Genomic DNA, 21680 nt, shown 5'->3' with positions numbered 1-21680 from the left:
GTTAAAAATGAAAAGTGAAAACTGCGAAGCCAAGCTCGTCTTCGACATTGACGTAGGACCAAAGCTTGCCGTCTTTGAAGAAGTAACTTTTAGGAACTTGTTTGAAGTCAGGAATTAGCGTTTCTCCCATTAATTCCAAATCCTCGGAATAAGCCAGTAAAAAAGCCTGGTAAGATATGGGCTCAAGTTGTTGGTCTCCCAACACACCTTTGTATGCAAGTCGGTAAAATCTGGAAGTTTCTTCATCCCACATCAATTTAAGATAGGAGACTTGACTGGCTACTTTTCTATATTCTGCATTGAATTCCTTTTGAGAATACACTTCATTGATGATTTCACCGGTTTTTTCATTTGAAATTAATTGATGGTTGAATTCAATGTATTCCAGATCATCTGTGGCGGGGTTGTAGCGGTAAACTCCACTAGTGACGGTGCAAGTGATATAGATTTTATCATATAATAGGGAAAGAGAGTACTCCTCCACTTCAATGGCTTTTTCATTTTCAGTATTGAAGAACACTCTAAAATTTCCTGCTTTTTCCATTGCAGGAAGTTTGATTGCTTTCCCATTGTTGGTAGTAGCGTTTATTATTGCTAGTTCACGAACACCGGAAGTGTAATTCCCAGGTAAAGAATAAAAAACTCCAGATTTTGGATCGAGGTGGATTTCATTCAAGAGTGTAAATTCATCGATGTCGCTCATATGATCCAGCTCATCGGTTATTAGTTTTAAGTTGGAAATTAATTCTCCTTGCAGATTATATATGGCAGTTTTTGTAACACTAGGGATCATTAAATTTCGATCAGGTAAAAGTTGAAAGATCCCGCCCTTTCCGATTCCGTTAGGCCCTTCCATTTCAAATGGATATGTTCCTAGAAGTTTCATTTGATCCAGATCTACTTCTTGAAAAGTAAGGCGTCCTCTATCAAAAATGAAAAGTGACTTTTTGTCTTCTGAGACATCTGAAAAATTTAAACCTATGGACAGATTAATGAACTCTTCTCCGGAATCCACTACCAACGTGTCGATAGCGTATGTTAGATTCTCAAAGATGTTCAAGGAAGAGTCTTTTTTGTCTTTTTAAGAACAAGAAAACAGAAGGGCAATCAAAAAAAAGATAAGTAGTTTTTTCATTGAGGAATTTTAAAAATCAAAAGTGAAAACCGCGAAGCCGAGCTCGTCTTCGACATTTACTTGGGAATAGAGCTTTCCATCTTTGAAATAGCCAAATGGGGTTTTAGATAATCCTTCCAATCGAGTCTCACCGATTAGCTCCAAGTCTTTGGAATAAGCCATAAAGAATATTTCATAATCCTTTGCCCAGCCTTCTTGATCAAACCCAATAGCTCTACTTGCAAACCTGAAATAGCGCTGAGACTTTTCATCCCAGATGAAACTCCAGTAGCTGATTTTTTGGGTTAGCTTTTTTAATTCTTCCTCAAACTCGGCTCTGCTCCCCACCTTGTTTTTTACCTCTCCTGTTTTTTCTAAGGGAACAAGCTCATGTGGAAATTCCCTATAAAAAAGGCTGTCTAGACTAGGGTTGTAGATGTAGGTGCCATTTCCTACAATACAGGAAATAAGCACAAGCTCATCAAACTGTTGTAGGTTTAGTAATTCACCTATTTGCTCGCTATCGCTTCTAACCAGGTATTTGTTAGCCCATTTAAACTCTGTGAGCTCTACCATCTTTTTCCTGTTTTCCAGTGAATCAATTACAGCAAAATTATGGTCTCTTGTTTCAAAGTTCATCGGCAAAGAATATAAGTTGAGACGCTTTGAGTCCAGAATTACTCTATTTCCAAGGGAAAAAGGATCCACAGGAAATCCTTCTACCAATTTGTCTTGATCAAGATTCCAATTTTTGATTTTCAAGCCTTGGTCAGAAATAATAGAAGGTCGATGTAAGGTTGGGAAAAAGAAGCCACCGTCAGAAAGTGCATAAAAACTAAAGGTATGACCAGGACTGTTTGGACCATCTTTCTCTAGATAAAAAGAATCTATTAGATTCAGATGGTTCAAATCAATTTTCTGCAATTTTAAGTTTTTGTAGAAATAGAAAAAGTGGTGGTCTGGCGTTGGAGAGGTACTAAAACCGAAGGAAAAATCTAAAATTTCATCTCCAGTATCCACCATCACTGTATCGACCAAATAGGTCATGTTTTCAAGAATATTCTTGGGCTCCTCTACGACAGAAACTTCCTCAGATTTAGGCTTTTCATCACAGGCTAAAAATAGGGCAAGAACTGAAATTGTAAGAAGCGTTCTCATGTCCCTAAAAATCAAAAGTGAAAACCGCGAAGCCGAGCTCATCTTCTACATTGACATAGGACCAGAGCTTGCCGTCTTTCCAGAAATAATTAGAAAGCCGTTGATCAAGTCCTTCTATTTTAGATTCTCCAAGAAGCTTTAGATCCTTATCGTAAGCCAATAGATAAGTTTCATAAGTTGTGGGGTCACCTTTCTTTTCAGCAACAAAAGATTTGATGGCAAGCCGGTAGAATCTGGAGGAGTGTTCATCCCAGATCAATTCTTGGAATGAAACCTGCGATAGTACCTTTCGAAGCTCTTGGAAAAAATCTTCCTCAGTACTTACTTCATTTTGTATTTCTCCTGTTTTCTCGCGGGGGATTAGTTGATGAGGGAAATCCACATAACTTAAACTATCAGTCTTGGTCTCAAAGACATAAATTCCACTTCCTACTGTACAAGTGATTAATAACTTGTCATCAATCTGCTCTAAAGTATAGTTCTCAGTCTGAATTGATCCACCGGTATCTGAATTCCAGAAAATTTTAAAATTTTCCGCTTTTTCCATCTTGGGGAGTTTGACAATTTTCCCTTTTTGGGTTTTTGAGTCGATTACTGCAAGATCTCTTACGCCATTGATGAAGTCACCGGGCAAGGAATAAAGGATCTCTGTTTTTGGATCATATAGGACCTCATAGATCAAAGCAAAAGGATTGGGAGCATCAACTCCCTCTATATCCTCGGGCTTTAAATTTATCCTTGAAAGTATTTCCCCTTGTAGATTGTAAATTCCTGAATTTGGAAAAGTAGGTATCATCAGGGTGCCATCTGGCAAAACCTGGAAATTAGAACTTCTTCCTAGGCCATTGGGACCTTCCTTTTCAAATGGATATGTGTTACTTAGCACCATCTTATCCAGATCAATTTCTTGAAAAAGTGTTTGATTATAATCATAAATGAAGAGTGATCTAGAATCTGGTGATAGATCAAACCAGTTCATCCCATATTTTAGGTTGATAATTTCACCTTTAGAATCAACAACCACTGTATCCACGGAATAGCTTAGGTTTTCCAGGATGTTTTTCGGTTCTGAGTTTTCGGATTCTTTGCCTGCGCAAGCTGAGAGAAGTCCTAGAATGCAAATAGTGAGTACTTTTCTCATTCTCATTTAAAAATTAAAAGTGAATACTGCGAATCCTAGTTCATCTTCTACATTGACATAGGACCATAGCTTGCCGTCTTTGAAGAAGGAGAAATTGGGTCTATTGAAATCCACAACTTCTTCATGAAGTTGATTTAAGTCTGAATCGAAAATGGTAATTACGTTTTTGAACGTCGCCGTGTCCCCAATCATTCGGTCTAGATCCGTGGTAAACCTAAAGAGTTTATCGCTTTTCCCGTCATATAGGAAGTTTCCGAATTCAACTTGCTTGTGAGCCTCTTCTGTGATTTCCATCATTTCTTCAAAGCTGTTTCCTGTATTCCTTTCACTTACTTTTTTAGCATTCGGGGTTAGCTTAGAGGTAAAGACTTTGTGGGTCAAAGAATCAGTGGTTAGGTCGTAAAGGAATGCTTCGTTGAAATTATGTGATGAAATAATCAGCTTGTCTTTTAACTGATAATAGCTCAGCGTTTCCCTACTCTGAGATTGAATATTGCCATTTTCTATCCAAGTGCGTACATATTCATTGCTTCGTTCAAATAAATCCAAGGGGACTTTTTTTATGTCCATCCTGCTTAGTTCTATGATTGCGAATCCTTTTCTAGCTTTTTGAAAATCCCCTGGTCCATATGGAACAAACAAGAACTTCCCGTCTGTAGTAACATGGAAATCAGCATCCAAGGATTCATCAGCATCTAACCCTTTAAATTTCTCTTTCGGGATAGAATAGATCTTCATAGAATCCAACTGAGCATTGAATTCTCTGACATCTACGAAACTTGTAAAAAAGATTTTCCCATCTGTAGAAATCAAAATACTTCTTGGATCTCCTGTACCTAGTGGCCCCTCCTTTTCCATTTTGATTCTTTGATCAAGCATAAGGTTTTCCAGATCAATGACTTCAAACTCAGGAATATCTGGATTGAAGTTGAAAAGCATTTTCTTGTCTGGAGAAAGTGCAGCAGTGTTTAGCCCTCTTTTCAGATAAATAATGCCATCTCCAGAATCCACCATCACGGTATCTACAGTGTAGGAGAAGTCAATATTTGTATCCTTTACCTCCTCGACAGACTTGCCACAAGAGAAACACAAAAACACAAAAATGATAAGTGTTACTTTTTGCATGGTCACTAAAAATCAAAGGTGAATACTGCGAAGCCTAACTCGTCTTCGACGTTGACATAGGAGTAGAGTTTGCCGTCTTTGAAGAATTTCTTTGAGAATGGATCGATAGGTACCAGTTTTTCTCCTAGCTGATTTAAGTTTTCATCAAAGACCGTCATTACATTCTTGAAGACCAGAGAATCCCCAATCTCCCTATCCATCTCCTGGGAAAATCTTACAAGCTTCCGATGAGTTTTGTCGAAATAGAATCTGCCAAAGGTTACACCTTTCTTTCCTTCCTTCATGAGGTCATCAATTTCATTGATTGTCCCAGCTGCTGTTTTGTTCGGAATGTTCTTTTTGTCAGATGTCAATTCAGAGTGAAAGGTTTTCACAGTGACTGAGTCACTTTCCAAGTCCAGTATTAACGCTTCGTTGGCATATGCCGTGGATAGGATAAGCGACTTATCAGCTAGCTCCAAGTTGATCATTTCAAAAATTTTTCTCTCTGAACCTAATGTATAGGTATATGGAGCTATTCTACCCGCTAAATCTAGCGAAACCTTTTTTACAAGCATTTCTTCCAATGAAACAATCGCTAGGCCTTGAGGCACTTGCTCATAATCTTCGTAGATGGAAAAAAGAAAATCTCCATCAGCTATCTTCGGATTAAACATTGATAACTTCTCTGGTTCTAGCCCTGATAAAGCTTCCCCAGTAAGCGGATAGCGTTTCATGGATCTCAAGTCGGAACTAAAAAATCTTACTTCATCAACTCCATAAAAAACCAAATTTCCAGTTTGATCGACTTGGATGGCGTACGGCCAGCCAGTACCAAGTGGTCCTTCTTTATTAGTGGCAATCTTTTCAACCAATTTCAAGCTATCCAAGTCAATGACTTCCAGCTCACTTTTGGGAGTAAAATTGAATAATCGTTTTTGATCGTCAGAAAGATCTGAATGGCTCAACCCTATTTGATGAAAGATAAGTTCATCCCCTGCATCTATGAAGACAGTGTCTATCGTAAAGCTAAAGTCAGCCTCTTTATCATTTTCTACCTCTTTAGATCCGTCACAGGATAAACATACTATTGCTAAAATGAAGAATGATAATTTTTTCATTGGAGTTAAAAATCAAAGGTGAATACTGCGAAGCCTAACTCGTCTTCGACGTTGACGTAGGAGTAGAGCTTGCCGTCTTTGAAGAAGGGAGATTCCAGTCTGGATTCTAAATCATCCAGTCGTGTCTCACCGAGAAGGTTTAAGTCTTTGTCATAGGTGAAAAGGAAAACTTCAGATTCTTTTTCCAATTCAGGCGTTTCCTGTGGTATTAAATTGTAGCCTAATCGGAAATATTGCTGTCGCTTCTTATCCCATAAGAACTTATCAAAGCTTGTTTGATATTTGAATTTTGCCCATTCGGAAAAAAACTCATTTTCATCCTCAACCTCATTTTTTACTTTTGCTGATTTTCTTAGAGAAACTAGTTGGTGAGGAAATTCATATAAATGAAGGGAGTCTTTATGATAGTCATACACATAACTGTCTGAATTTGCACTGCTAGTGATGAAAAGCTTATCATTCAAAATCTTTAAATTAATGGCCTCCTTTACTCCCATATAATTTCCCCCTTGCTGCATATCTATCTTAAACCTTAAAGTTGAAAGCATATTAGGCATGGAAATGCTTTTTCCTGTTTTGGTTTCTGGATCTATAATAATTAGTCTTACATCTTTACTTGTTTTGTGAGGATTAGTCAAGGCAAAGAGTTGCTTTTCGTCAGATGAGATGTGGGCTTTATAAGTGATCAAGCTTTTTTCATCTATGTCGAGGCCCTCTATTTCCCTAAAATTGTATTTTAAACTTGTCAACTTTTCTCCACCCTTGGAATAGGTTCCGACGTTTATACCAGAGGAAACAAATAAAAACCTGTCATCGCTCAATGGCTGGATAGTGGGAGGGTTAAAACCGATAGAATTTGGGCCTTCTTTTGAGAATTGATACCTATCTGTCAATTTCAATTTTTGTAGATCAACCTCGTTTATAGCTGTTTTATTATAGTCAAAATGGTAGAATTTCTGTTCGTCTAATGAAACTGAAGAAAACCTCGAACCATGCGATAGGTCAATAATATTGTCTCCCTGATCCACCACCACGGTATCCACAGAGTAGGTGAGGTTTTCCAGAATGTTTTTCTTTTCTATGGAATCGGATTCTTTGCCGCCACAAGCGGCAAGTAAGGCGATGAGGGATATTGTTAAGAGTTTTTTCATAGTTGCTTAAAAATTAAAGGTGAATACAGCGAAGCCGAGCTCGTCTTCGACATTGACATAAGAGTAAAGCTTGCCGTCTTTGAAGAAAGGGAATGAGGGAACTGATTCCATTTCTTCAAGTTCTTTCTCTCCCAAGAGATTGAGTCCTTCATCAAAGACCAATAAAAAAACTTGTCTTCTGGATAGGACGTCGTCAATCATACTTGGGATCAATACACTGGCGAGCCTAAAAAAATACCCTCTGCTCTCATCCCATAGAAGACGCTCATATTTGACTTGGGCGTTCACTTTTTCCATTTCTTTCTTCCACGTATCCCGATCTGTTACTTCCATCTGGGTAGGAGGGTCTGTTTTCTCTTTTGGTAGATTTTCTGGATTAATGACATGTAGTGAGAGAGAATCACTAGCCGGATCAAAGGAATAAATATCGCTCGTGACTGAGGATGAGATCAGAAATTTCTCTTTATGCTCTGACAAAAACAATTCTTCAGCATACACTTGAATCATATCATCAGTTCTCAGCATTAAGCGAAAAAGCTGTGTGTTGTCTAAAGCCGGCATGTTGAAGAGTTTTCCTTCCAAAGACTCTCGATCTATCACTGCGAGCTCTACTTTTGTTTTTTCTTGATCGAAGGCTGAACCCGGTATCCCAAAATACCATTTCAGATCTTTGCTGATCATTAGGTTATTGTTTTGTAGGTTCTTTTCCTCTATTCCAGTTATTTTCTCTTTGCTCAAGTCGATAGACTCATGTTTTTTCCCTTGGTAATCAAATATTCCTGCTGAATTAAATGTTTTTAATAAAAGTCTATCATTTGAAAAGGCATCAATAGTCCAGATATAACTTCCAACGCCATTGGGTCCTTCCTTTTCATAGGGTGTTTTCTCTTGGAGTTTAAGTTCGTCAAGATTAACTTTTACCAATTTGGCATCGCTATCCTGGAATAGATACAGATATTTACGATCTGTGCTTACGTCACCTAGCCTGAGTTCATTGGATAAATCAATAATATCCTCTCCAGGATCCACCACCACCGTATCCACACCGTATGTTAAACCTTCAAGGATATTATCGGATTCAGCTTTTTCAGAGTTTCCCTTTTCTCCGCATGAAACGAGGAGAGCAAGTGAAAGAAATGGGAGGGAGAGTTTTTTCATTGGTTAAAAATTAAAGGAGTAGACAATAAATGCTGGGTTTTCATCGACTACCCATTGCATATAGAGCTTATTGTCTTTAGCAAATCCGTTCAAAGGCAAAAAGTCCATGCCTTCTATTTCGGTTTCGCCTGTCAGAATAAAATCTTTGTCGTAGGTAAAAAGGTAGATATCTGCTGTATATTTTTTGGCCTCTTCATTCAATATTCTATTCATTTCACCCATTCTGTAATAAATCTGATGGTTTTCGTTCCAGTAAAATTGAGAAAAGCTGATTTGCTTGGCTATCTCGTCAGTGATCTCTCTGCGTCTTTCATTGGAATCTACTTCAGATGGAAATTCTCCTGTCTTTGCTTTTGGAACCAGCTTATGAGGGAACGTCACGAGGCGCAAAGAATCGCCGGCTTGATCGTAGATATAGATATCCGATGTGGCTCCACTATCGACAATAAATTGCCCATTGATCCATTTAAGACCCTGATTTTCACCGGTGGATACAGCTCCATTGCCTTGTTTGAAAAGCACCCGGAAATTTTTGGTCATTTCTAAGGCTGGAAGCTTGAGGAATTTGCCAGTCATTTCTTCTAAATTCAGAATTGCCAAACCATCAGCTACGCCCAATCCTTGATTTGGGAGTGTTAACGCTGTTTTTTGGTCTGGGCAGATTAAAATGGCATTCCCTAGGTTGAAAGGAAAATCCGGATCAAGGCCAGTGTAATCTTCAGGTTTCAGAGAGACGGATTTTACTTTTTCTCCAGTCTTTTTGAATATTCCTGCTTGAATAGAATTTGCGAAGAATAATTCTGACTCATTCAGATTCTGCATATAGTTAATATACATGGGAATCATGTTGGGACCGTCTTTTTCAAATTTGTGACGCTTAACTAGTTTTAGCGTATTAAGGTCGATCTCGTGAACTTCAAGTTCAGGCTCAAAGTAGGTAAAAACTTGATTGCCGTCTTCGCTCAACTCAAATCGGTAATATGCTCCCGGCATAAAAATTTCCTCACCTACATCCACCACCACCGTATCCACGGAGTAGGTGAGATTTTCCAAAATATTGACCGAGGAGGAATCGGTGGATCTACCACAGGAAAAAAAAAGTACATAACTAAAAAACATTAACAGCTTCCGCATTCTAAATAGTTTAGAAGGGAAAATAGTTAATTAACTGTAGAATAATTAGTTAATAAATCTAAAAATTTAATTTTAATGTCAACAAATCATCATTACTAATCTTTTTGCAAGGTTGCGAAACGATGCCCACATTCTGCTAGTTCTTCTTTTTATGTAAAATTCTGATTAATCCACCGATTCCATCAAGGTGCGGAATGGCATCGCTTTTTCGCCATATCTGGCTTGAGTTTCATACCGCAGTTGATGTGCAAACCGGCTTTCGTACTCAATCAGCTTTTTGGTGTTTTCCGCAAAAAACTGTACTGCATAGTTGGTAACATTATCATCTGGGCTATTGAGCAAGCGAAAAAATTTGTGTTCCGTAAATAAGCCTGTGGCAAAAATATCAGGTATGTGTGTGCCTTTCATCCACTGGACAAAATCCTCTTCGATGTCATTTGAAACAGTGAATGTGATGTTGTAAAGAATCATATCAGGGGATTTTGGCTGGAATTTCGTTTTTTTGCAAACAGATTTAAGATTTCAAAGTTAGGAATCCAAACCTGAAAATTGAATTTACTTCACCCAAAGCTTCGTAAAAAATGCATAAGATAGCCCAGACACCTCCGCAGGCTCAGAATAGGCGATTGATTATCGTACAAATTGTGGTGGTTGTTTTGTATGCAGTGGGAGTTGTAGGCTTGAGTTTACCGGAGTACAGGGAGTTGTTTCTAAAGCTTACCCCTGCACAGTTATTAGTATCATTACTGATTCTCTTGGGCTACCATCGAGGTTGGAATGATGCCTTTCCTATCTTTGCGACTGCAGCCTTTTGGATTGGATTTGGCGCGGAGGCTATTGGGATTCACACAGGTTATCTATTTGGAGATTATGTGTATGGGACTACCTTGGGGCCCAAACTCTGGGAGGTGCCCATTGTCATCGGAGTGAATTGGTTTCTTTTAGTTTATCTGACGGGGACGGTTTTTTACAAAATGACAGACAATGATTATTATGCAGCTCTACTTGGAGCTACAGCGATGACTGTGATCGATTATATCATGGAACCGGTGGCAGTGGCCTTGGATATGTGGTATTGGAAGTTTGATATCATCCCGGCGGGGAATTACTTCTCTTGGTTTGCAGTTGCGTTTCTAATACACTTGATTTATAGAAAGGCCAATTTCGAGCGGGATAATCCAGTGGCAGCCTGGATGCTGGTAGCGATGATCCTTTTCTTTGCGATATTGAATTTCACCTTGGAGCTGTAATACAAGAGAATTTGTCCGCAAGGAAATGGAATGCGTTGGACTAATGTTTGGAGAAAAAGAAGTACACTATTTCTGGATAATACTTAGTTAAAACTTCTGAACGCTTATTTAAAATCGTATTGACTGCGGCTAAATAGGTAGATTTATAATATTACTAAAACAAAAATGACCCGCTGTGGTTGTTACTCTGATGATTGAAGCGATCGGTTTTACCATACTAGGATTCGTTTTGATGGAATTGTCCGGTTGGGCCATTCATAAATATCTCATGCATGGTCCTTTGTGGATGATCCACAAGACACATCATGAGCATTCAACATCGTTTTTTGAGCTGAATGATCTGTTTTCTCTCTTATTTGGAAGTATCTCTATAGTCTTGATATTCCTAGGAGTGGCAGAATTGGATTATAGGTTTTGGCTAGGAATAGGAATCAGCAGCTATGGCATGTTGTATTTCTTTCTACACGATGTGTTGATTCATCGGAGAGTAAAGTGGCTGGATCGACCTAGAAAAGGTTTTTTAAAAGGGATTTTCAAAGCTCATCAAGCTCATCATCATAGTAAAGAAAAGGATGGGGCTGTATCATTTGGGCTCTTTTTGGTTCCAAAGAAATATTTTAAGAAGTAATATATAAAGGTGAGCAACTACTCAATAAAAGATCTGGAACAGCTGTCCGGGATCAAAGCGCATACGCTTAGGATCTGGGAGCAGAGGTATAATCTCCTCAGTCCCAAAAGGACGGATACCAATATCCGGTATTATGATGACGCAGATCTGAAGCTGATCTTAAATGTAGCTATGCTAAATACCCATGGTATAAAAATCAGTAAGATTGCTGCGATGAGCCGCATGGATATATCTGAAGAAATAATTAAGCTAACCGATCGCTCCGTAGATCATAACGATCAGATTCAGGCACTTACCATTTGCATGATTGAGATGGATGAGGACCGATTTGAAAAAATCCTTTCAACTAATATTCTGAAATTGGGTTTTGAAGAGACTGTCCTAGAAATCATCTATCCATTCTTATCCAAAATAGGGGTGCTTTGGCAAACAGGCGCGATCAACCCCGCTCAAGAGCACTTTATTTCAAACCTGATACGGCAGAAGCTGATCGTAGCAATCGATGGACAAGTGGCTAAGGCCACGGGCAAGACTTTTATGCTTTTTCTTCCTGAGGGAGAGCTGCACGAAATATCCTTACTTTTCAGTTGTTATCTGATCAAAAAACACGGACACAAAGTGATCTACTTGGGACAAAGCACGCCCGAAGCTGATTTGGTCTCTATTTATAAAATTCAGCAGCCAAATTATCTTCTGACTATTATTACTTCAGCTCCATCTGGCGACAACGTTCAGGACTATATAAATATGCTAGGACAGGAATTTTCGAAATCAGAAATATTTGTGACTGGATTACAGACTTTCGAACAGCAGATTCAGATCCCAATAAATGTACGATTGCTCAGCTATGCCAAGGAGATTAAGCAAATTTTGCTTGAATTAGACAAGGAGACTGTTTAGTTATTTATAAAAATTATTAAACATAGCATTTTCTAGGAGAATGCTTTTTTTATGCCCTATGCTAATTTAAATGGACGTTTTGTTGATGTATTCATAATATGATGGAAAAAATGTTTAATAAAAACAATTTTTTGTTAAACAAAAACTTGCTCGTTTGTTTAACAATACTTATGTTTGGTTAAACAAAAGCCAAAACACCATGACCACTATTGAATTCAGCTACTCACTAAATAAACTTACCGGAGTACTCAAGCCATTTGCTCTTAAACTGACAAGAGATCAAGACGATGCAAATGACCTACTACAGGACACGATGGTAAAAGCTTATACCAATCAGGATAAATTTGCAGAAGGCACCAACCTAAAAGCTTGGCTTTACACCATAATGAAGAATACCTTCATCACCAACTATCAAAAAATGGTTCGTCGCGCCACCTTTGTGGATACCACCGATAACCTGCATTACATTAATTCCAGCGGAGCATTAATAGAAAATTCCGCATATGGGGACTTCGCAATGGAGGATATTTTTGAAGCCATCAATAAATTAGATGAGGTCTTCAGTACACCTTTTTTGCTATATTATAGAGGATATAAATATCATGAGATTGCAGAACGCCTGGCTGTGCCCATTGGAACTGTGAAAAATAGAATTCATATTGCCCGTAAGTATCTCAAGGAGGACTTGACAATTTATAAGCACGTAAACTAAGTAAATGAAGCAAAAACATGCGGTAGTAATAGGTTCTGGGTTTGCCGGGCTTTCTGCCGCCACACACCTTGCTGCCGAAAACTTTTCTGTCACACTATTGGAGAAAAATGATTCTCCGGGAGGCAGGGCACGAAAATTTGAAAGTCAGGGATTTACGTTCGACATGGGGCCAAGTTGGTATTGGATGCCCGATGTTTTCGAAGATTACTTTTCGCATTTTGGCAAAAAGCCATCTGATTACTATGACCTAATTCGCCTAGATCCATCGTATTCGGTGATTTATGGCAAAGATGATGTCTTGGAAATTCCTGCAGATTTGGATCAATTCAAGGCTACTTTGGAGGAAATAGAACCAGGAGCCTCAGCACAATTAGATCTTTTTTTGGCGCAAGCCAAGTATAAATACCAAGTAGGAATTCATGATCTGGTGAAAAGACCAAGTCGTTCACTTATGGAATTTGCTTCTTTGGGACTGATGAAAGATATGATGAGGATGGACATTTTTCAGTCCATGTCCAGCCACGTTCGCAAATTCTTTAAGTCTGAAAAAATCATTCGACTGATGGAATTCCCGGTGCTATTTCTAGGAGAGACATCAGAGAATATCCCAGCTCTTTACAGCCTGATGAACTATGCAGATATTGCGTTGGGAACTTGGTATCCCAAAGGCGGAATGCATGAAATCATAAAAGGAATGGTGGCTTTGGCAGAAGAAAAGGGAGTGAAAATCCGATATAATGCTGAGGTAGAAGAAATAGAGATCGAACGGGGAGATGCTAGAAGAGTAAGGCTTACGACTGGTGAAAAAATCTCCGCTGACGTGGTCATTGCCGGGGCAGATTATCATCATGTAGATAAGCATTTGGTGAACCCAAAGTACAGCAATTACAGCGAAGAGTACTGGAATACCAGAGTATTGGCGCCATCGAGTTTGCTCTTTTATCTGGGAGTCAATAAAAAGCTGAAGAATTTACTGCATCATAATTTATTTTTTGACGAACCGCTTGGCCCACACGCAGATGCGATCTACACCAATCCAAGATGGCCAGAAGCTCCGTTATTTTATGCTTGTGTTCCATCTGTGACGGATGATACTGTAGCGCCAGAGAATATGGAAAACCTGTTTTTGCTGATTCCACTCGCTCCCGATTTGGAAGATTCTGAGGAGACTAGAGCAAAATATTATGACATCATCTTGGACAGGCTTGAGAAAATAAGCGGTCAGGAAATACGCTCTCACGTAATATTCAAGCGGTCGTATGCACACTCGGATTTTAAGTCCGATTATCATGCCTATAAAGGCAATGCCTACGGACTAGCAAATACATTGAAGCAAACGGCGCTGCTCAAGCCTTCGCTCAAAAACAAAAAGGTGAGTAATTTGTTTTACACAGGTCAACTTACGGTACCAGGTCCAGGAGTTCCCCCATCTCTAATTTCCGGTTATGTGGTAGCTAATGAGGTGATTAGGGAAAATTCATAGGAATAGGTAAATTCAATATCATGGACGCAAAGGAGTTATTCAATCAGTCTAGTTTAGAATGCGGAAAGCTGATCACACAACGATACAGTACGAGCTTCACTCTGGGGATCCAAACATTGGACAAGAAATTCCATGCGCCGATATATGCGATATATGGTTTTGTTCGATTTGCGGATGAGATTGTGGATACCTTTCACGAACATGACAAAGCTGGGTTATTGGCTGAATTCAGGCAGGAAACTTACAAGGCTATAAAGACTGGACTTTCTCTAAACCCAGTTTTACATGGATTTCAATTGATTGTGAATAAGTACGAAATTGATGTTGATCTCATTGAGGCCTTTTTTAAAAGTATGGCCATGGATTTGGATTTCCATACCTATAATGACAGTAAATACCTAGAGTATATCTATGGCTCCGCTGAAGTAGTTGGGCTAATGTGTCTGAAAGTTTTTGTGGAAGGAGATTCGGAAATGTATGACCGTCTAAAAGGCCCCGCAAAAAAGCTTGGCTCAGCTTTCCAAAAAGTAAACTTCCTACGTGATATCAAAAGCGATTTTGATGAGAGAGGAAGAGTATATTTCCCGGGAGTATCTTTTGAATTGTTTGATAAGATAGCCAAAGGAGAGATTGAAGAGGATATCCAAAAGGATTTTGATGAGGCGATGGTTGGTATAGCAAACTTACCTGACGGAGCAAAATTGGGAGTGAAGGTAGCTTACCTCTATTATCAAAAGCTATTTGATAAAATTAAAGGTCTTTCTGCTGATACGATAACCCATCAGCGAATCCGCATCCCGAATTCTCAAAAGTTTACTTTATTAATTGGGACATACTTTGGAAGTAAACTGGGTTTGAGCTGAATATGGGCAACTATCTCTATCTGGCGGTAAATCTCTTTGCAATTTCTTTTCCTCTCTTACGATCTTTCGAACCCAAAATTAAGTATGCCAGTAAATGGTATGCTTTATTTCCGGCATTAGTGATTACAGCGACATTTTTCCTGATTTGGGATCATTGGTTTACGGTTGCCGGAGTTTGGGAATTCAACCGTACTTATCTGTTAGGAGTTTTTCTTTTTAAGTTGCCAATTGAAGAATGGCTCTTTTTCTTCACGGTGCCTTTTTCCTGCGTTTTCATTTATGAGGTGCTGATCTATTTTTTTCCTGAAGACATTTTCAAACCAGCTGCAAAACCATTCGTCTTTATAGTTATTCCGGTTTTGGTGCTATTAGCATTTCTGAATCTTGATAAACTTTATACCTGTGTCAATTTCTTTGTCGGAGCTTTGGCTCTCGGGATTCACTGGTTGATTTTCAAGGACAAATATTTGGGTAGATTTATCTTCGCTTATTTGGTACACCTGATTCCTTTTATCATTTGCAATGGCATCTTGACAGGAGGCCTTACAGAAGAACCTGTCGTGATCTATAATAATGCGGAAAATCTGGGAATCCGGATCTGGACTGTTCCCATAGAAGACACGGTCTATTCGATGACTTTACTCCTCATGAATATTTCTTTATTTGAATATTTCAGAAGTAGAAAAACAATTCAAACTACTTGAAGTTATTACGTTATGAAGAATCTCCAAGTACAAATTGATGCGCATTCTGGCTTTTGCTTTGGTGTAGTGTATGCCATCGAAATGGCTGAGGAAATTTTAAATGATGAAGGAGTTCTGTATTGCCTCGGAGATATTGTGCACAATGACGAAGAGGTAAAACGGCTTAAAAATAAAGGACTGATCATCATAGATCACCAAGTCTTGAGTGAACTTCGAAACGAAAAGGTGCTCATCAGAGCACATGGCGAGCCACCTTCCACCTATGAGCTAGCCATTAAAAATAACCTGACACTCATTGATGCCAGCTGTCCAGTGGTATTGAAACTCCAGCATAGAATTAAGAATTCATTCGACAAGGGAGATTCAATTTACATTTATGGAAAGCATGCACATGCAGAAGTGATTGGGCTTTTGGGACAGACGAATAATGAGGCTGTGGTATTCCAGGACATTTCTGAATTGGATCTTGCTACAGTTCCCAAGAATATCACGCTCTACAGTCAGACTACCAAGAGTACGGATAAATTCTATGAGATCAATGATATGCTAAAAGGATCGGGCATTGAAGTAAATACGAATGATACCATCTGTCGTCAGGTCTCTAATAGAGACAGGGAGCTTCGTGATTTCGCCGGAAAATTCGATAGTATTGTTTTCGTAAGCGGGACGAAATCTTCCAATGGAAAAGTCTTGTTTAATGTATGTAAAGAAACCAACCCAAACACCTACTTCATATCCAATTCAGATCAAATTGATTCTTCCTGGTTTTCCGAAAATGATCGTGTTGGAATTTGCGGAGCCACCTCCACTCCAATGTGGCTAATGGAGGAAGTGAAGGAAAGGATTCTGACTTTTTGAGAAAACATTCCCAAATTGCTGGTATGAAGTCCGAAATCACACGTGTGTCTGTCGATCCTAAAGGAATTTTGATTGCTATAGCGATTATATCCTTTTGGTTTTGTAGCCTGATTTTTCTACTGAATTATGGGATTTCTTATACTGATCCGATTATTTACTTAGGTATTTTAATACAAATGCATTTGTATACCGGGCTATTCATTACATCACACGATGCCATGCACGGCTTAGTGTCATCCAATAAAAAATTGAATAAAGCAGTAGGGTGGATTTCCGCTTTACTATTCTCATACAATTTCTATGGTAGACTTTTCCCAAAACACCACGAGCATCATCGCTTTGTAGCCACAGATCAAGATCCGGATTATCATGATTCCGATAACTTCTTTGCATGGTACTTCAGCTTCATCAAGCAGTACGTCACGATATGGCAAATTATCCTAATGGCCATTACCTTTAATCTTCTTAAGCTTTTTATCCCTGTGGATAACTTAATATTGTTCTGGATGCTTCCTGCTGTATTATCCACATTTCAGCTTTTTTACTTTGGAACCTATTTGCCGCACAAAGGAGAAAATGAGAATAAGCATCATTCTAATACCCAAGCAAAAAATCACCTTTGGGCTTTTTTAACCTGTTATTTCTTTGGCTATCATTACGAGCATCATGATTCCCCAGGGACGCCTTGGTGGAGGCTTTGGCAGGTGAAAGAATCTCAATCTCACTAACCGCTGGATTTTAATGAAATCAGTTTTACTTTTTATATTACTTGCGTTCTGTTCATTACATGTTTTTTCGCAAGGTATAATTCGTGGTAAAATCACAAATCCTGTGAATAATGAGCCTATAGCTTTTGCCAATGTACTGATTCTGAATACCGAGCTAGGGGCAATTTCAGATGAAAATGGCTTCTACGAAATCCTCGATGTTCCCCCCGGTTTGTACAACGTCCGGGCAAGTTTTGTAGGATTCAAATCAAAAACTGCTTTTGAAGTGCAGGTGACATTGGCCCGTGCGCTACAGTTGGATTTTGAGTTGTCCGAAGACGCTTCGGAGCTTTCGGAAGTAGTGGTCAGCTCGGAATTTTCCAGATCTGAGGAAACACCTCTTTCTGTAAGGAAACTTAATTCAAATGAGATAGAGCGCTATCCTGGAGGGAATCGGGATATTTCCAGAGTGATTCAGGCCTTGCCAGGAGTAGCCAGTACTCCTAGTTTCCGTAATGATATTTTGATCCGTGGAGGAGCACCGAATGAAAACAAGTTTTTCATTGATGAAATCGAAGTTCCTGTGATCAATCACTTTGCTACCCAAGGTTCGTCAGGTGGTCCAGTCGGGTTACTAAATGTAAATCTGATCAAGAATGTGGATCTCATCGCCGGTGGATTTCCCGCAAATCGCATGAATGCGCTTAGCTCTTTCTTTGAGTTTCAGCTAAAAGAAGGTCGCAGAGACAAGATGGCGACCCAGCTCACTGTCGGAGCCTCTGAATTGACAGTGTCTAATGAAGGTCCGATAGGTGAGAAGACCACTTATTTACTATCTGCCCGTCGCTCGTATTTACAAGGCTTGTTCCAACTCTTAGGTTTGCCATTTCTTCCTACTTTCAATGATTTTCAACTGAAGACTACCACCAAAATTAATGACAAGACCGAACTTACTTTTATCGGTGTCGGAGCGGTTGACAAGTTTGTGCTGAATGAAGCTGTGCCTGACGATGAGTCTGAGGAGGATAGGGAGAATCGCCTCTATCTTCTGGATGTACTTCCTGTCCAAGATCAATGGAATTACGCCACGGGTGTGAAGCTCAAACGTTTTAGGGAGAACGGCTTTTGGACTTTTGTTTTGAGTAGAAACATGTTGAATAATCATTCCGTGAAGTATGTAGGCAATGACGGCAGTTCTCAGGATAATTTACTGTATGATTACCTTTCACAAGAATCTGAAAATAAATTCCGTGCTGAAAACAGTGTTTTTAAGGATGGTTTTACAGTAAAATATGGTGTCAATTACGAGTATTCGAGATACTATATCAAGGATATTGATCGATCTATTTTGGCCAATTCAGGCGAAATCATCGATGTGGAATCTACTTCAAACTTTAATCTCTACGGTGGCTTTGTCTCGGCAAGTAAGTATTTTAACGACGAGCGATTCCTGATCACAGGTGGAATCCGTATGGATGGAGCCGATTTTGGAGAGACCGCAAAAAATCCATTAAAACAACTGAGTCCAAGAGTTTCCCTATCTTATCAGTTGAGGCCAAATCTGTTTGCGACAGCTAATGCGGGAATTTATTATCAAAAACCTTCCTATACCGTTTTGGGATACAAGGACAATGAAGGGAATCTGATCAACCAGTTAAATGATGTAAGGTTTATCCGGAATTCACAGCTCATCGCAGGCATAGAATGGCTGGTCCCAGAGAAGAACCGTCGATTCACTGCAGAGGCATTTTATAAGAAATATAACAACTATCCATCCTCTGTCAGAAATGGGATTTCTTTGGCAAACTTGGGTGCTGACTTTGGAGTAATCGGAAATGAGCCTGTGGAATCAAATTCAGAGGGAAGGGCATATGGCTTGGAAATGCTTGCTCAGCAACGGCTATTTAATGATTTTTATGGTATAGCTGCAGTGACTTTGGTTCGCAGTGAATTCACCAACCCCAACACTGCAGGCTACATCCCATCCTCGTGGGATAATAGATTTATAGTGAGTTTGACTGCTGGAAAGCGATTTGGAAATAACTGGGAAGTGGGTGCAAGATGGCGATTCTTAGGAGGAACACCTTACACGCCTTACGACTATGAAAATTCAAGTTTGATAAGTAACTGGGATCTGAGAAGTAAACCGGTATTGGATTACACTCAAATCAATGCGGTGAGATTAAAAGGTTTTCACCAGCTCGATCTAAGATTGGATAAGAAATATTATTTCCGGAAATGGAATTTGAATTGGTATGTGGACATACAGAATATCTACAATTTCCAGGCTGAGCAGCCTCCTCTTCTGGTTCCGGAGCGAGACGGCGAAGGAAATATACTGATAGATCCCACCTATCCTTCCAGATACAAATTGAAATATCTGAGTAATCCTGCAGGAACGATTTTACCCACAGTTGGATTGATCGTAGAGTTCTAAATTTGACTTAGAGAATCAAGTAATTTGATAATACGATTGGTCCTTTCTTCTATATTGTCATTGGTGTAGATGTACTCTATCCAGTTCGTTTGTTCCGATTTGGAGAGCTTTTCAAAAACCTCAAACTTCCCCGGGTCATCTTTTAGGCAGTCAATTAATTCCTGAGGAATGTGATTTGGGATTTCCTGCTTTAACAGGCGAACGTAAACAATATCCCCTTCTTCCTTTCCAATTTTAGTTCTGATAGGTTTTGCGACAGGTAGCAAAATATAGCCATTTCCCATTGGCATAAGATGCTTTTCTCCGAAAGTGAAGTCATCAAGAGATCCTGAAACTTTCATCATTCCAAAAGCTTTTGAGGTAGAGATGATTTCCTTTGGAAATTTAATGAAAGTCCAGCCTCCTTTGGTTTGCATTCGCTCCAAAATATATTCTCCTTCGACTAAAAGTTGCATAAAAAAGAGCGGGTGTCAAGTCCGCTCTTCTAATTTAGGAATTTCTAATTTCTAATTTCCTGTAACTCTTCCGAAAACATATCTAACATTCAGACCAAAGACATCAACAAAGAAGTCTGTTTCTTCAACAATCCGGAAAGTAGGCCTCCAGTCAAATCCAATTGCAATCGGGACATCAGGAAAAGCATATTCAACACCGATTTCACCGGCAGCACTAAGACCAAATGGATCTCCCAAAAATAAAGAAGGCCCAGCTCCGATATAGTAATCAAAGTCACTGGTTCCTATTGGCCGATATAAGAAGTCCCATAGTGCATCAATACCAACTCCGTCATTTCCAAAACTAACATCAGCGTGTATTCTGCTAAATTGCCCAAGTTCGAAAACTCCATCCACGGCTACATTGTTACCGGAGAAGTTACCAAAACGAATACCTAATTCTTGTGCATTTGCTTGAGATAAGCCGGCCATAGCTAAAAACAGCGCTAAGCCTAGGAGTTTAATTTTTTTCATAACAGTGATGATTAGTGTTGAATATGGTGTTTAATTACTTGAGCGAGATAAAAAGTTCTTGTGAATTACGCCTGCAAGTATTGCGCCAACCAATGGAGCTAACCAGAAAAGCCAGAGTTGCTGAAGATAGATTCCCCCAGCAAAAATAGCTTGGGAAGTACTTCTGGCAGGATTTACCGATGTGTTTGTCACCGGAATGCTGATTAAGTGAATTAATACCAAGCCAAGGCCTATGGCAATTCCGGCAAAACCAGCTGGGGCTTCAGGATAGGTGGAACCAAGAATAATCATCAAAAACATAAAGGTCATCACAACCTCGGTGACTAAAGCAGAGGTAAGTTTGTAGCCATCAGGAGAAGCTTCTCCATACCCATTTGCAGCAAAGCCTCCTAGCTCCACACCAACTTTTCCTGTGGCTATACTATACAGAATTGCTGCGCCTGCTAGGCCGCCAAGCACCTGCGCAATAATGTATCCTATTACATCTTTACTTTCAAACCTTCCACCAATCCAAAGTCCAACTGTAACAGCTGGATTAAGATGGCAGCCAGAGATATGACCGATTGCATAGGCCATAGTTAAAACAGTCAGACCAAAGGCAAATGAAACTCCGACAAATCCGATTCCCAGCTCAGGGAAACCTGCCGCCAATACGGCACTTCCGCACCCACCTAGCACCAGCCAGAGGGTCCCAATAAATTCTGCTACAAGTTTTTTCATAAAAAATGGGGGTTAGTTAAAAGTTCTAGGAATTTAAAAATATTATTTTTAATAAGCTACTTTATACATGTTAATATTTTGTATTGAATGGTTTATCAAGGGAATATTTGGTAGAATGGGTTTGTAAATAATTTTAGATCAATACATGAAGCATTTATTTTCTCTTTAAACAGCTCTTTTGTTACCCGCCAATTTTTAAGAAATTAGAGCATATATGGGAAATCTTGACACATGCTGTGGCTATAACTTCTCCATAATTTTTGAGGGTTTTTCTTTTATAGGTGAAAATTTTCACTGGAAGAATGTGCTAAATAGGATTGCAGGAAACGTAGGCTGAGCAGTGTTTACGACTATTCCTCAAAACCTTTT

22 protein-coding genes are annotated in these 21680 nt (G+C 39.2%); 10 read left to right on the top strand and 12 right to left on the bottom strand.

The window, feature by feature from the left end:
• Position 1: 1 nt before the first annotated feature.
• The 9 genes from AACZ73_RS02140 to AACZ73_RS02100 form a co-directional block, all read right to left on the bottom strand.
• Positions 2 to 1060 carry a DUF4221 family protein gene (locus AACZ73_RS02140; protein ID WP_339874972.1) on the bottom strand — a complete coding sequence of 353 codons (1059 nt, stop codon included), beginning with the start codon at positions 1058 to 1060 and terminating at the stop codon, positions 2 to 4.
• An 84-nt stretch (positions 1061 to 1144) separates the two neighbouring features.
• Positions 1145 to 2272 carry a DUF4221 family protein gene (locus AACZ73_RS02135; RefSeq protein WP_339874971.1) on the bottom strand — a complete coding sequence of 376 codons (1128 nt, stop codon included), beginning with the start codon at positions 2270 to 2272 and terminating at the stop codon, positions 1145 to 1147.
• Between the two features lie 4 nt (positions 2273 to 2276).
• Positions 2277 to 3413, bottom strand: a complete 1137-nt coding sequence (locus tag AACZ73_RS02130) for a DUF4221 family protein (protein WP_339874969.1) — start codon at positions 3411 to 3413, stop codon at positions 2277 to 2279.
• A 6-nt stretch (positions 3414 to 3419) separates the two neighbouring features.
• Positions 3420 to 4538 carry a DUF4221 family protein gene (locus tag AACZ73_RS02125; RefSeq protein WP_339874968.1) on the bottom strand — a complete coding sequence of 373 codons (1119 nt, stop codon included), beginning with the start codon at positions 4536 to 4538 and terminating at the stop codon, positions 3420 to 3422.
• 5 nt (positions 4539 to 4543) lie between these two features.
• A complete protein-coding gene (locus AACZ73_RS02120; protein ID WP_339874966.1) occupies positions 4544 to 5638 on the bottom strand; it encodes a DUF4221 family protein in 1095 nt (364 codons plus the stop codon).
• Positions 5639 to 5643: 5 nt separating this feature from the next.
• On the bottom strand, positions 5644 to 6789 hold the full coding sequence (locus AACZ73_RS02115; protein WP_339874964.1) for a DUF4221 family protein: 1146 nt from the start codon (positions 6787 to 6789) through the stop codon (positions 5644 to 5646).
• Between the two features lie 6 nt (positions 6790 to 6795).
• Positions 6796 to 7947 (bottom strand): DUF4221 family protein, encoded by a 1152-nt coding sequence (locus AACZ73_RS02110; RefSeq protein ID WP_339874963.1) that lies wholly within the window; start codon positions 7945 to 7947, stop codon positions 6796 to 6798.
• Between the two features lie 3 nt (positions 7948 to 7950).
• Positions 7951 to 9081 (bottom strand): DUF4221 family protein, encoded by a 1131-nt coding sequence (locus tag AACZ73_RS02105; protein WP_339874961.1) that lies wholly within the window; start codon positions 9079 to 9081, stop codon positions 7951 to 7953.
• 165 nt (positions 9082 to 9246) lie between these two features.
• Positions 9247 to 9552: a DUF4286 family protein gene (locus AACZ73_RS02100; RefSeq protein WP_339874959.1), complete on the bottom strand. Its 306-nt coding sequence runs from the start codon at positions 9550 to 9552 to the stop codon at positions 9247 to 9249.
• Between the two features lie 110 nt (positions 9553 to 9662).
• Between AACZ73_RS02100 and AACZ73_RS02095 the strand changes: the two genes are divergently transcribed.
• From AACZ73_RS02095 to AACZ73_RS02050, 10 genes are all read left to right on the top strand, one after another.
• Positions 9663 to 10331, top strand: a complete 669-nt coding sequence (locus tag AACZ73_RS02095; protein WP_339874958.1) for a carotenoid biosynthesis protein — start codon at positions 9663 to 9665, stop codon at positions 10329 to 10331.
• 190 nt (positions 10332 to 10521) lie between these two features.
• On the top strand, positions 10522 to 10959 hold the full coding sequence (locus AACZ73_RS02090) for a sterol desaturase family protein (protein ID WP_339876326.1): 438 nt from the start codon (positions 10522 to 10524) through the stop codon (positions 10957 to 10959).
• Between the two features lie 9 nt (positions 10960 to 10968).
• Complete coding sequence (locus AACZ73_RS02085; RefSeq protein ID WP_339874956.1) at positions 10969 to 11859, top strand: MerR family transcriptional regulator; 891 nt, start codon at positions 10969 to 10971, stop codon at positions 11857 to 11859.
• Positions 11860 to 12058: 199 nt separating this feature from the next.
• A complete protein-coding gene (locus AACZ73_RS02080; RefSeq protein ID WP_339874954.1) occupies positions 12059 to 12571 on the top strand; it encodes an RNA polymerase sigma factor in 513 nt (170 codons plus the stop codon).
• Positions 12572 to 12575: 4 nt separating this feature from the next.
• Positions 12576 to 14054, top strand: a complete 1479-nt coding sequence (crtI, locus tag AACZ73_RS02075) for a phytoene desaturase family protein (RefSeq protein WP_339874952.1) — start codon at positions 12576 to 12578, stop codon at positions 14052 to 14054.
• 20 nt (positions 14055 to 14074) lie between these two features.
• The gene (locus AACZ73_RS02070) at positions 14075 to 14917 is read left to right on the top strand and encodes a phytoene/squalene synthase family protein (RefSeq protein ID WP_339874950.1); all 843 of its coding nucleotides are present in this window, start codon (positions 14075 to 14077) and stop codon (positions 14915 to 14917) included.
• Positions 14918 to 14919: 2 nt separating this feature from the next.
• Positions 14920 to 15621 carry a lycopene cyclase domain-containing protein gene (locus tag AACZ73_RS02065; RefSeq protein WP_339874948.1) on the top strand — a complete coding sequence of 234 codons (702 nt, stop codon included), beginning with the start codon at positions 14920 to 14922 and terminating at the stop codon, positions 15619 to 15621.
• 12 nt (positions 15622 to 15633) lie between these two features.
• Positions 15634 to 16479 (top strand): 4-hydroxy-3-methylbut-2-enyl diphosphate reductase, encoded by an 846-nt coding sequence (locus AACZ73_RS02060; protein WP_339874946.1) that lies wholly within the window; start codon positions 15634 to 15636, stop codon positions 16477 to 16479.
• 23 nt (positions 16480 to 16502) lie between these two features.
• Positions 16503 to 17207 carry a fatty acid desaturase gene (locus AACZ73_RS02055; RefSeq protein WP_339874944.1) on the top strand — a complete coding sequence of 235 codons (705 nt, stop codon included), beginning with the start codon at positions 16503 to 16505 and terminating at the stop codon, positions 17205 to 17207.
• Between the two features lie 13 nt (positions 17208 to 17220).
• Positions 17221 to 19623, top strand: a complete 2403-nt coding sequence (locus AACZ73_RS02050; protein ID WP_339874942.1) for a TonB-dependent receptor — start codon at positions 17221 to 17223, stop codon at positions 19621 to 19623.
• On the opposite strand, the gene AACZ73_RS02045 is transcribed toward AACZ73_RS02050, so the two are convergent.
• Genes AACZ73_RS02045 through aqpZ form a run of 3 tightly spaced genes read right to left on the bottom strand, consistent with a single transcriptional unit; the run spans position 19620 to position 21311 of the window.
• Entirely contained in the window at positions 19620 to 20078 is a 459-nt protein-coding gene (locus AACZ73_RS02045; RefSeq protein WP_339874941.1) for a DUF1905 domain-containing protein, read from the bottom strand. The genes AACZ73_RS02050 and AACZ73_RS02045 overlap by 4 nt on opposite strands.
• A gap of 51 nt (positions 20079 to 20129) precedes the next feature.
• The gene (locus AACZ73_RS02040; RefSeq protein WP_339874939.1) at positions 20130 to 20591 is read right to left on the bottom strand and encodes an outer membrane insertion C- signal; all 462 of its coding nucleotides are present in this window, start codon (positions 20589 to 20591) and stop codon (positions 20130 to 20132) included.
• Positions 20592 to 20621: 30 nt separating this feature from the next.
• The gene (aqpZ, locus tag AACZ73_RS02035; protein ID WP_339874937.1) at positions 20622 to 21311 is read right to left on the bottom strand and encodes an aquaporin Z; all 690 of its coding nucleotides are present in this window, start codon (positions 21309 to 21311) and stop codon (positions 20622 to 20624) included.
• Between the last annotated feature and the right edge of the window lie 369 nt (positions 21312 to 21680).

Source organism: uncultured Algoriphagus sp. (genome assembly GCF_963974835.1).
GTDB lineage: Bacteria > Bacteroidota > Bacteroidia > Cytophagales > Cyclobacteriaceae > Algoriphagus.
The sequence above is the reverse complement of the archived record's forward strand: the minus strand, read 5'-3'. Positions and strand labels throughout refer to the sequence as shown.

Coding starts and splice junctions, on each gene's coding strand:
- AACZ73_RS02135 (WP_339874971.1), bottom strand. CDS start 2,272: ATGAGAACGCTTCTTACAATTTCAGTTCTTGCCCTATTTTTAGCCTGT.
- AACZ73_RS02130 (WP_339874969.1), bottom strand. CDS start 3,413: ATGAGAAAAGTACTCACTATTTGCATTCTAGGACTTCTCTCAGCTTGC.
- AACZ73_RS02125 (WP_339874968.1), bottom strand. CDS start 4,538: ATGCAAAAAGTAACACTTATCATTTTTGTGTTTTTGTGTTTCTCTTGT.
- AACZ73_RS02120 (WP_339874966.1), bottom strand. CDS start 5,638: ATGAAAAAATTATCATTCTTCATTTTAGCAATAGTATGTTTATCCTGT.
- AACZ73_RS02115 (WP_339874964.1), bottom strand. CDS start 6,789: ATGAAAAAACTCTTAACAATATCCCTCATCGCCTTACTTGCCGCTTGT.
- AACZ73_RS02110 (WP_339874963.1), bottom strand. CDS start 7,947: ATGAAAAAACTCTCCCTCCCATTTCTTTCACTTGCTCTCCTCGTTTCA.
- AACZ73_RS02105 (WP_339874961.1), bottom strand. CDS start 9,081: ATGCGGAAGCTGTTAATGTTTTTTAGTTATGTACTTTTTTTTTCCTGT.
- AACZ73_RS02100 (WP_339874959.1), bottom strand. CDS start 9,552: ATGATTCTTTACAACATCACATTCACTGTTTCAAATGACATCGAAGAG.
- AACZ73_RS02095 (WP_339874958.1), top strand. CDS start 9,663: ATGCATAAGATAGCCCAGACACCTCCGCAGGCTCAGAATAGGCGATTG.
- AACZ73_RS02090 (WP_339876326.1), top strand. CDS start 10,522: ATGATTGAAGCGATCGGTTTTACCATACTAGGATTCGTTTTGATGGAA.
- AACZ73_RS02080 (WP_339874954.1), top strand. CDS start 12,059: ATGACCACTATTGAATTCAGCTACTCACTAAATAAACTTACCGGAGTA.
- crtI (WP_339874952.1), top strand. CDS start 12,576: ATGAAGCAAAAACATGCGGTAGTAATAGGTTCTGGGTTTGCCGGGCTT.
- AACZ73_RS02070 (WP_339874950.1), top strand. CDS start 14,075: ATGGACGCAAAGGAGTTATTCAATCAGTCTAGTTTAGAATGCGGAAAG.
- AACZ73_RS02065 (WP_339874948.1), top strand. CDS start 14,920: ATGGGCAACTATCTCTATCTGGCGGTAAATCTCTTTGCAATTTCTTTT.
- AACZ73_RS02060 (WP_339874946.1), top strand. CDS start 15,634: ATGAAGAATCTCCAAGTACAAATTGATGCGCATTCTGGCTTTTGCTTT.
- AACZ73_RS02055 (WP_339874944.1), top strand. CDS start 16,503: ATGAAGTCCGAAATCACACGTGTGTCTGTCGATCCTAAAGGAATTTTG.
- AACZ73_RS02050 (WP_339874942.1), top strand. CDS start 17,221: ATGAAATCAGTTTTACTTTTTATATTACTTGCGTTCTGTTCATTACAT.
- AACZ73_RS02045 (WP_339874941.1), bottom strand. CDS start 20,078: ATGCAACTTTTAGTCGAAGGAGAATATATTTTGGAGCGAATGCAAACC.
- AACZ73_RS02040 (WP_339874939.1), bottom strand. CDS start 20,591: ATGAAAAAAATTAAACTCCTAGGCTTAGCGCTGTTTTTAGCTATGGCC.
- aqpZ (WP_339874937.1), bottom strand. CDS start 21,311: ATGAAAAAACTTGTAGCAGAATTTATTGGGACCCTCTGGCTGGTGCTA.